Annotated in this window: 1 protein-coding gene; it reads left to right on the top strand. The window is 42.9% G+C overall.

The features are described from left to right. Positions 1–352: hypothetical protein (locus SB752_RS32075; RefSeq protein ID WP_410719450.1), on the top strand; the 352-nt coding region annotated here is incomplete at both ends.

Below are 352 nucleotides of genomic sequence, written 5' to 3'. Positions count from 1 at the left end.
CCCGAAGCTGTCGCTGGACTTAATTTCAGAATTGGCAGCACCAAGGATCTAATTGGAAGTAAAGAAGTCATTTTTTACCCGGGTAATACTGAGCTAACTAATATCAACATAGGAGTAGTAGGCGATCTAGGGACTGGAAAAACGCAATTACTGAAATCACTCGTTTACCAGATGGTAAAGCAACCAGAGCAAAACCGAGGAGTGGCTCCTAAGGTCTTGATTCTGGATTACAAGCGGGATTTCAGCGACAAAGAAGATAACTGCCAGTTCATTAATAAGGCTAAGGTTAAGGTCGTATCTCCTCACAAGATACCTCTGAACTTATTCGCGACAGGCGGAGATAATTCCAATC

The organism is Brevibacillus sp. SIMBA_040, assembly GCF_046535075.1.
Taxonomy (GTDB): Bacteria; Bacillota; Bacilli; order Brevibacillales; family Brevibacillaceae; genus Brevibacillus.
This window is presented reverse-complemented; position numbering and strand designations above follow the sequence as displayed.